The organism is Pseudomonas sp. Irchel 3H3, from assembly GCF_900187635.1.
In the GTDB taxonomy this organism is placed as follows: Bacteria; Pseudomonadota; Gammaproteobacteria; order Pseudomonadales; family Pseudomonadaceae; genus Aquipseudomonas.
The window spans coordinates 1-8,594 of the sequence record NZ_FYEC01000054.1 but is presented as its reverse complement, the minus strand read 5'-3'; the positions used below and the strand labels follow the sequence as shown (position 1 = coordinate 8,594).

General features: G+C 60.8%; 9 protein-coding genes, 2 pseudogenes and 1 riboswitch. Of the genes and pseudogenes, 3 read left to right on the top strand and 8 right to left on the bottom strand.

The features are described 5' to 3' along the window. Positions 1-392: 392 nt before the first annotated feature. On the bottom strand, positions 393-1,196 hold the full coding sequence (locus CKW24_RS27565) for an alpha/beta fold hydrolase (RefSeq protein WP_095172041.1): 804 nt from the start codon (positions 1,194-1,196) through the stop codon (positions 393-395). 152 nt (positions 1,197-1,348) lie between these two features. Between CKW24_RS27565 and CKW24_RS27560 the strand changes: the two genes are divergently transcribed. After that, complete coding sequence (locus CKW24_RS27560; protein ID WP_218274111.1) at positions 1,349-1,852, top strand: GNAT family N-acetyltransferase; 504 nt, start codon at positions 1,349-1,351, stop codon at positions 1,850-1,852. Positions 1,853-1,856: 4 nt separating this feature from the next. Here the strand turns inward: CKW24_RS27560 and CKW24_RS27555 are convergent, their stop codons facing one another. Genes CKW24_RS27555 through CKW24_RS27540 form a run of 4 tightly spaced genes read right to left on the bottom strand, consistent with a single transcriptional unit; the run spans position 1,857 to position 5,118 of the window. Continuing rightward, positions 1,857-2,282: a pseudoazurin gene (locus CKW24_RS27555; RefSeq protein ID WP_095172039.1), complete on the bottom strand. Its 426-nt coding sequence runs from the start codon at positions 2,280-2,282 to the stop codon at positions 1,857-1,859. Between the two features lie 21 nt (positions 2,283-2,303). Then, entirely contained in the window at positions 2,304-3,095 is a 792-nt protein-coding gene (locus tag CKW24_RS27550; RefSeq protein WP_095172037.1) for an ABC transporter ATP-binding protein, read from the bottom strand. Next, entirely contained in the window at positions 3,092-4,108 is a 1,017-nt protein-coding gene (locus tag CKW24_RS27545; protein WP_095172036.1) for an iron ABC transporter permease, read from the bottom strand. The genes CKW24_RS27550 and CKW24_RS27545 overlap by 4 nt, the downstream gene beginning before the upstream one ends. Then, complete coding sequence (locus CKW24_RS27540; RefSeq protein WP_095172034.1) at positions 4,105-5,118, bottom strand: ABC transporter substrate-binding protein; 1,014 nt, start codon at positions 5,116-5,118, stop codon at positions 4,105-4,107. Before CKW24_RS27540 ends, CKW24_RS27545 begins: the two co-directional genes overlap by 4 nt. 144 nt (positions 5,119-5,262) lie before the next feature. Then, a riboswitch (cobalamin riboswitch) is annotated at positions 5,263-5,455 on the bottom strand. Positions 5,456-5,645: 190 nt separating this feature from the next. Here CKW24_RS27540 and CKW24_RS27535 point away from each other — a divergent pair. Continuing rightward, positions 5,646-6,089, top strand: coding sequence for a CopD family copper resistance protein (locus CKW24_RS27535; protein WP_095172032.1), 444 nt, complete (start codon positions 5,646-5,648; stop codon positions 6,087-6,089). Between the two features lie 210 nt (positions 6,090-6,299). Here the strand turns inward: CKW24_RS27535 and CKW24_RS27530 are convergent. Then, positions 6,300-6,596, bottom strand: a pseudogene (locus CKW24_RS27530) (c-type cytochrome); the annotation flags it as partial. A 201-nt stretch (positions 6,597-6,797) separates the two neighbouring features. Between CKW24_RS27530 and CKW24_RS27525 the strand changes: the two are divergent. Then, positions 6,798-7,070, top strand: coding sequence for a cytochrome C oxidase subunit IV family protein (locus CKW24_RS27525; protein WP_095172042.1), 273 nt, complete (start codon positions 6,798-6,800; stop codon positions 7,068-7,070). A 15-nt stretch (positions 7,071-7,085) separates the two neighbouring features. Here CKW24_RS27525 and CKW24_RS27520 read toward each other — a convergent pair whose 3' ends face one another. Next, positions 7,086-7,853: a DNA-binding protein gene (locus CKW24_RS27520; protein WP_256585552.1), complete on the bottom strand. Its 768-nt coding sequence runs from the start codon at positions 7,851-7,853 to the stop codon at positions 7,086-7,088. 346 nt (positions 7,854-8,199) lie between these two features. After that, positions 8,200-8,594: pseudogene (locus CKW24_RS27515) on the bottom strand (hypothetical protein); the annotation flags it as partial.

Below are 8,594 nucleotides of genomic sequence, written 5' to 3'. Positions count from 1 at the left end.
AGCGATCAGGTCGGCTCTAAGGCCGCCTCGCTTTGTTTTTGATCCTGGGCGCCCCGTTAACCACGCTGGCCGTACTTCGATATTGATTTGGGGGGTAAACCGGCAGGACGCCGGTTTAGCCGCACTGGGCCAGGGAGGGCCCATTGCGGCGGCCCCCCAAATCAATGTCGGAGTACGGGCATGCCGAGCCTAAGCGAGGCACCGAGTGGTGGGGAAAGAGCGTTTTGCTTACTTTTGCGCTGTTCAAAAGTGAGCCGCCGTCAGGCGGAACCATAGGAGGCCGTTACCGCAAAAATGGATATGTACTCGGCCTAATTCAACCCCCTGGCCGGCCCACAGGTGCAACGTCGCACACACAGTTGTGTAGATACCTATGCCGCGATGGGGCCGGTCTAGCTCACGCACGACAGCTGACGGCAAACCGCATCAATCACGGTTTGCGGCTGTTCACGGTGGGGCACATGCATGCAATCGCTGATCAGCAGCACCTCACTGCTCCCGCCAGTCAGGCCGGCATATCGATGGGCATGTTGGGTCGAACCAAACTCGTCGTCTTCGCCGTGGATCACCAGGTGCGGGCATCCAATCGCCGGCAGTCCTTGCTCGATGGTCCAGCCAGCGTAAGTCGGACTAAGCCAGGTTTGCGTCCAGGCATTCAGCACCCATTGGGCCTTTTCACCGTGGTATTTGCGCAGACGCTCGATCTGTCCCGGTTGCTCGAACTGCTCTTTAGCAAGCTGCACGCCCAGAACCGTGCGTTCCTCGACAAAGGCCTGGGACGACTCCGTCACCAGCGCCAGGCAGTGCTCGGGAAACAACGCGGCGCAGTGGGTGGCTATGGCACCACCGACGCTATGACCAAAGGCGATAAAACGCTCGATGCCCAGTCCTGCCCGCACGAGCGGCACATAGCGCTGGGCTTCCTGGCGGATGAAGTCGTTGGACCAATCGCCAGGATGGGGGTCTGAACGACCAAATCCCAAGCGGTCGTAGGCCACGACATTGCGCTGGGTGGCGCTTGCCAGCAGGGCAGGGAAGTCGCGCCACAACGCCACGCAGCCGAGCGAATCATGGAGCAGGATGATCGGGGCCAGTGGCTGAGCCTGGGCTTGCTTGTTGGGGTACCAGCAGCGTGCGAATACCTGACCGTAGGGCGTGGTCAGCGAAAAGTCTTCGTGGTTGATGGACACCGGCATTGATGATCCTCCTTTTGCCCAACAGGGTGCGGTAGCCTGTTGGCCTGTTTATCCTTTGCTGGCGATCCACGCTGGATGTCTCGCGTAAGTGAACCGAACGCAGTCTATCCCGGTCTCCCGCGTCAATCACCCCCGAAAATTACGGAGCGCATGTGCATCAAACAGCTATCGAGGCCGTGGTGGCCGCAGACATTCCCCAGGTTCTGGGGTTCGTCCTGGCGGCGCGCTCCGAGCTGTTCCCGAAACTGCGGGAAGCCGGCACGCCGGATGACCTGGCGAATTTTGAGCAGGTTTACCTGCGCGGTGCGGGACGCTTCCTGGTGGCCCGTCATGCCGGGCGAATCGTCGCCTCAATCGGCTATCTGCCCTATGACCGGCGCTTTGCGCACATCGATTATCCCGGGCTGAAGGTGGTGGAAGTCGTACGTCTGTTCATCCTCCCGCAGTTTCGCCGCGCGGGCTTGGCCAGCCAGTTGTACCGCGCCTTGGCGGCATCGGCCGTGGAAGCCGGGGTCGAGGTGATCTATCTGCACACCCATCCGTTCTTGCCGGGCGCCATCGACTTCTGGCTCAAGCGCGGTTTCAACGTGATCCAGGTGGACGCCGACCCGGTTTGGCAGACCACCCATATGGAATGTCGTTTGCCGACCGACTGAAAGCTCAGCGCTGCAGGATGCTGTTCAATCGATCGAGCGCACGTGGGGGCAGGGCGCTTGGCAACTCCGGCGGTTGGGCTGCAGGCTCGCCCACCTGGATCAACATCACCATGCCCATCGCCAGGTGCGGGGTGCACTGGATGCCGTAGAGGCCAGGCACTTGAAATACCTGTTCCACTGCCTGGTTGATCTTGCCCTGGAATGCCTGCGCGCCGGCCGGCAGCAATTCGCTGACCGAGGCGGCGTTATGACCACTCTGGGCAGGGATGAACCGGACCGTGTCGCCAGGCGCCACCTGCAGGTAATCCGGCTCATAGACCATGCTGCCCGCAGCGCCTCGGGTGAGCATTTTTACTTCATGGACTTCGGCGTATGCCGTGGGGCACAGCAACACTGCAGCGAGCAGCAAGGAGCGGGAAACTATACGCATGGTGGGCTATCCATAGACGAGTCAGGAGGCGCGTAATCGCAGGATCTGCGTGCCGTCAAAGGGGTCAGTGAGGTAATGCGCGTGGACCCCGAAGGTGTGTAGCAAGCGTTCTGGGGTCAACACTTCAAGCGGTTTGCCAAGGGCGACCAGGCTTCCGCGTTCGAGCACCGCCAACCGATCACAGCCCAGGGCCTGGTTAAGGTCGTGCAGGGCAATCACGGTGGTCACGGGCAATGCGTGAACCACATTCAGAATCGCCAGTTGATGCTGGATATCCAGGTGATTGGTCGGTTCGTCCAGTAACAGGATCTGCGGGCGTTGCGCCAGGGAGCGGGCGATATGCACGCGCTGGCGTTCGCCGCCGGAGAGACTGCGCCAGGTGCGGCTGCTCAGGTGAGCCGCATCGACGTCACGCAGCGCTTGCTCGACGATCGCCGCGTCCACCGCCGACCAGGGACTCAAGGCCGACAGCCAGGGCGTTCGGCCCAAGGCCACCGCATCGAATACGCTGATTGCATCGAGGGTGTCAGCCTGCTGCTCGACCACCGCCAGGGTTTGCGCGATGGTGCGCCGCGACAGGGTCTTGAGGTTTTGGCCGTTGAGATGGATGGCGCCCTGGCTGGGCGCACGCACCCCCGCCAGCAGCTTGAGCAGGGTGGATTTGCCGGAGCCATTGGGCCCGACCAGCCCCAGGGTCTCGCCACGGTGAATGGCCAGGTGAATGTCGTGCAGCAACTGCGCATCGCGAATGGCAAAGCCGATACCGGAACAACTCAATACACAGGGTTGAGAAACAGACACAGCTGCAGTCATCGGGCATTCCTCCGTCCCACCAGGATCAGCGCGAACACCGGCGCCCCGACCAGCGCCGTGACCACGCCGACCGGAATTACCTGGCCCTTGATCAGCGTGCGGGACAGCACATCGGCGGCAATCAGAAACACCGCCCCGCCCAGCGCACTGGCTGGCAGCAGACGGGTATGACCAGTCCCGAGCAACAGCCTGGCGGCGTGGGGAATCACCAGCCCAACAAAACCGATCGAGCCGACAATCGACACCATCACCGCCGTGACCAACGCCGCGCAGCTGATCAACAGCAACTGCACCGGACGCACCGCAATGCCGAGGGAGGCCGCGGAGTCGGCGCCAAAGGTGAAGGCATCCAGCGCGCGGCGGTGCCACAGGCACACCGCAAGACCGGCCAGCGCCACCGGCACGGCCAGCCACACGGATGGCCAGCGCACGCCACTGAGATTGCCCAGCAACCAGAACATGATGCCGCGTGCCTGTTCGGAGCTGGCCGACTTGGTGATCAAAAACGCCGTGAGTGCGTTGAACAGTTGTGACCCGGCGATCCCGGCCAGGATGATCTGCCCGGTAGTGCCCGGTGCGCCGCTGGCACGGCCGAGCAAAACCACCACGGCGAAGGCCAGCACGGCGCCGGCAAACGCCCCGGCCGACATTGAGATCGCCCCGCCGCCCAGGCCCAGCAACGCCACCAGCACTGCGCCTGTCGACGCCCCCGCGGAAATCCCCAACAAGTAGGGATCGGCCAATGGGTTGCGCAACAGCGATTGCAGGATCACCCCGCAAGTCGCCAGCCCCGCACCGCACGCCGCCGCCACCAGTGCGCGGGTCAAGCGGTAGTTCCAGACGATGCCTTCGTCGATGGGGTCCAGGGCATAACCGGCGGCCCACAGCTTGTTGGCCAGCACCTGGAACACCACCGTCGGTTCAATGCTGGTTTCGCCGATGGTCACACCGGCAATCAGCGCGATCAGCAGGGTCGCCAGTGCCAATAAGGTACGCAGTAGCATCGCCGTCATTGCGCCAGGTCGTAGCTGTTGAGGGCGGTAGCCAGGGTTTCAAGGCCGTCGAACATCCGCACGCTGGCCTGCATGGCCATGGCGTCGAGGACAATGATGCGGTTGTGCTTCACCGCGTCCATGTTGCGGGTCACTGGGTCGCTGCGCAGGAATTGCAGTTTCTTTTGATAGTCGTCAGCCGGAAAACGCCGACGATCCATGCGCGCGATGACCAGGAAGGTCGGGTTCGCCTTGGCGATGGTTTCCCAGCCGACGCTTGGCCACTCTTCGTCGGACTCCACCACGTTGCGCACGCCCAGGGTATTGAGCATGAAGTCGGGAATGCCCTTGTGCCCGGCGACATAGGGATCGATATCCAGGCTGGCGCTGGAGAACCAGACCAGCGCGCTGGTGTGCTTCAGGTCTTGGTTCTGCACCGTGGCCACCGATTTGGCCAGGCTGGCTTTGAGCTGCGCGTTCAACTGCTGCGCACGCTCCTGGACATCAAAAATCTCCCCTAGCTGGCTGATGCTCTTATAGAGACTGTCGACCCGGAACGGCGCCAGGCGAGTACCGTCGGCCCCCACCAGGTTGTCCTTGGACTCACAGTCCGAGGGCATCAGGTAGGTCGCAATCTTCAGCTCGTCAAACTGCTCCCGTGTACCCACCACCCCTTGCGGACCTACCATCCACTCCAGCTCGACGGCGACCAGTTCCGGGCGCTTGCCAAGTACCGACTCGAAACTTGGATCGTTATCGGCCAGGCGTTCGATCCCGGCGTTTTGCGCCTGGTACTGGGGCAACACATCGTTGAACCACAGGGAAGTGCCGACCAGTTTGTCTCCCAGCCCCAGGGCAAAGAGCATTTCGGTCCCGGCCTGGCCAATCGTCACGGCCCGAGCCGGGGCGTGGGCGAAGGTCTGTGTGCTGCCACAGTTTTGCAGCGTCAGCGGGTACTGAGTGGGCGCAGCCTGGGCCAGTGAACAAAGACCCAGGCCCGTGGCGAGGGCGACAACGCGGGGCAGCAGCATGATGCAATCTCCATTTGAACCGTACACGGAGCTGGGGTGTAGGGCCTGGAAACACATCAACGAGCGCTGCCGAAAAGCCGGGCAGGGGTCGATCACCAAAGTGACGCACGCGCAAGGATGTCCCTCCCGGACACCCCGCCGGTTAGTGATTGTTGCGTCGCCGGCAGGTCTCCTGACTGATGCGTCATGGCGTGCTCCAGCCTTCCCGGGTGATCCCAGTGGCAGTTAAGGAGCAGGCTCAGCACCTACAGTTGCGGGGGCAGTTCCGTTTGATGCGTTGCGCGCATCACGGATTCCCTATTATTCCCAAGTGGAAACCGGCGGCGGCATGGTAGTCGATTGGGGAGTTGGAGGCGAACGTATGTTCTGTTCACGGGCTACAAAACCCGCGGCGATTCAGAGTGGGGGCGTTGTGGCTTACTTGATCGATGTCAACCACATGGAACGGGCGGCTCTGTAGTCTCTAGAGACCGACATCCCGTGCGCTTGTGGCGTAGCGGGTTGTCTTGACTCTAGGCGAAGCCACCATGATCTATCCGCTTCTTCTGACGCTGCACCTGTTTGCCGCCCTGATCTTTATCGGCACGGTGTTCTTTGAGGTCCTGTTCCTGGAAAACATCCGCAAACAGCTACCCGCCAGGGTCATGCTGCTGGTCGAGCAGGGCATCGGTCGGCGCGCGCGTTCGCTGATGCCGTGGGTGCTGCTGGTGTTATTCAGTGCGGGGCTGGGCATGGTCTGGCTGCGCTACCTGCCAGTCCTTGGCGCACCATGGGCTTCATCGTTCGGCACATTACTGGCCTTGAAAATCGTGGTGGCCGCAAGCGTACTGCTGCACTTCCTGATGGCCATGTTTTTGTTCAAAAGTGGCCGAATGAGCCCGCGATACCTGCGGTTCATACACGTCAGCCTGTTCTGTCACATGATCGTTATCGTGCTGCTGGCCAAGGCTATGTTCTATCTGACCTGGTGATCGGCGTTGACCGGTGGTCTGTCCTTCCAGGACTTTGTTTGTGCTTGACGCAAATCAAGGCGTATTGATCGTCTAACCCCGACACTGTTGATCCGCAGCCAGTCTCGGAGCCCCGTCATGCTCGATATCCTACACAACCCCGGCGAGCTGATCGCCCGCTGCGATCAGGGCGTACTCGATCCCAACTTCAGGTTTGACCAACACTTTTCAGGTTTTCAGCGTCTCGGCCATGCCCCATTCCGGTGGCGTCGGCGGCGTGTGCTGAATGAACTTGACCATTGACGTGATCTGATCCGTGGTCAGCGCATTCGACGTTCCCCAGTTCGGCATGCCCGCCGGCGAACCGTAGGTAATCAATGCCTCGAGAAGCGGTTGCCCACGGGACTGGGTGATGTCCGGTGTCAGCGGTTTGCCCGTGGCCCCTTTGCGCAAAACACCGTGGCAGCCGGCGCAACCAGTCAGAGCAAACGTTTTTCTATTGCTGATCAGCACTCCATTTCTCCTCAGGCAAGACCTTTGCGATGTGCTGAAACTGCAGCGCAGAACGCAGGTTCTTAGTGCCGTGCACGGCTATGCCCGAGCAGGCCAATGTTCGCTTGACGACGATCAAGTTTGCCGGCCATCTCATTTGCCAGGTTGTCGCAGGGGCCCGTAGCGTGTTCCTTGAATCCGCTTTTGGAACAGGCAGCCCATGGACCGTACCCAGTCTTGCGAACACCCGATCGAACCGCTTCCAGGTTCTTGCTGGTCTGCTGGGCAGCGCTGGCCACGTTAAGCCTGTGCACGGTGGTGCTGGCACAGATGGGCGCGACGTGGCTGCTGTCGGTGGTCATTTTGCTGGTGGCGGTCGGCAAAGCGTGGTTGATCACCGATGGCTTCATGGAGATGCGCCACGCGCTGCGACTGTGGCGGCGGTTGATGTTGAGCTGGGCGCTGGTGTTGGCGGTGGTTGTGGGGTTGACGCTGGTGTTGGTCGGTTAATTAACCTGAAATAACTCATGCGTGATGTTTGTCGGTCGGGTTCAAGCACTGGACCTCGGCAAAAATCTCGGTAATGGCTCGTCTTGGCTGTCGCTTGTGCAGTGCTCGTACCTGTGCGCTCATGCGCAGCAATTCTTCACTCGGCTTGGCCCATTGTTCCTTCGGCAACGGCTCGGACCATTGGCGCATCGCTTCGGGTAATGCGTGCGGGGCCATTTTCTGGAGGCGGCGGACTTCCCATTCGGTCAGGTGGTTGGGAATCGTCCACAGGGTCATGACGTGGTACAGGTACCAGAAGAAGCCGGACACTCGACCACGTTGGCCGTCACGGATTTGCTGATGCATACGCGCGCGGGCGTTGTGGAAGGTGTGCAGGCCTTCGTGGGGTGGATCGTCGGGGCCTTGCAGGTCTAGCGGGTCCTGGATGGATTTGAGGTCGTGGATTTCGTATTCCATGTAGCCGCGAATCGCTTCCCAGTGGCTGATGGCCAGGGAAAGACCGAAGCAGGGGAATTCGACGCTGGTCAGGGTCTCGCCGTGCTGGAACCCGATGCCCATGCCGTATTGGCGGTGGATGCCGTATTGAGTGGCGCCTTGGGCTTCGATGACCCAGGCGGAGAGGGATTCCCAAGGGACGAAGACGGGCTCGGTGGCGTCTTCGGGTATGAAGCAGACTTCGCGGCGTTGGCGGTTGAAGCGGGTGGGGATGATGTGGAGGCGTTTTTTGTGGTTGTGGTGCCAGACGCCTAGGCCAATGAGTAGGGTCCAAAAGCCAGTTTGCATGGCTAACGGGTACGATGCATGGAAGATCCCTTGTATGGAGTCGGAGATATCTTCCCAGTCATATCCAAGTACGAGTCCAAGGAAGCCACCAATTAGTGGGAACAGAAATGCAATCATAAACGCGCCACTGAATGGCCCTCCCAATGTTATCTGCCACATAAACACTTGAGGCGATCCCAGCCCAAAGTCCATGTACACCTCATTTAGCTCCCCGATATGCGGACCATGCGGCGGTAGCGCTGTCGGCAGGGGCAACGGCGCGAGATAAGTGATTCTCCCACTGGGAAACGGTTCCACATCGCCGGCTTTGCGAGATTGCTCAAGGTGCGGGGAAGGCAGAGGCATATCAATCTTGGTGGGCATGGTCGGCCAGCTCCAGCAGATGAGTTTCAACCAGCAACAACGGTGGATGCTCAGTAACGGATTGACGGGGCAACGCAGGAAAATGGTCCTTACCGCGCGGGTTGAGGTGAATAACGTCTATCAGCGATTCCCACTCCCCTTTGGCGTTCAAGGTCTGTATGCAGACCGCCAGCTCCAACGTTTCGGACGCCGGGGTAAATTCAGTATCAAGGTCCAGCGGGTATTGCAGGCATAACACCAGCCGGTCGGGTCCTGTTTGCACGATGCGCAGGCTGTTTGCGACTTCCTCACTGATGACGTCCTTGCGCTCTCGGGGTGCGCCGCGACTGTGGAGAGGAATGGCAATGCGGTGGGCGCCGATCCCCAGGCGATGAGTCG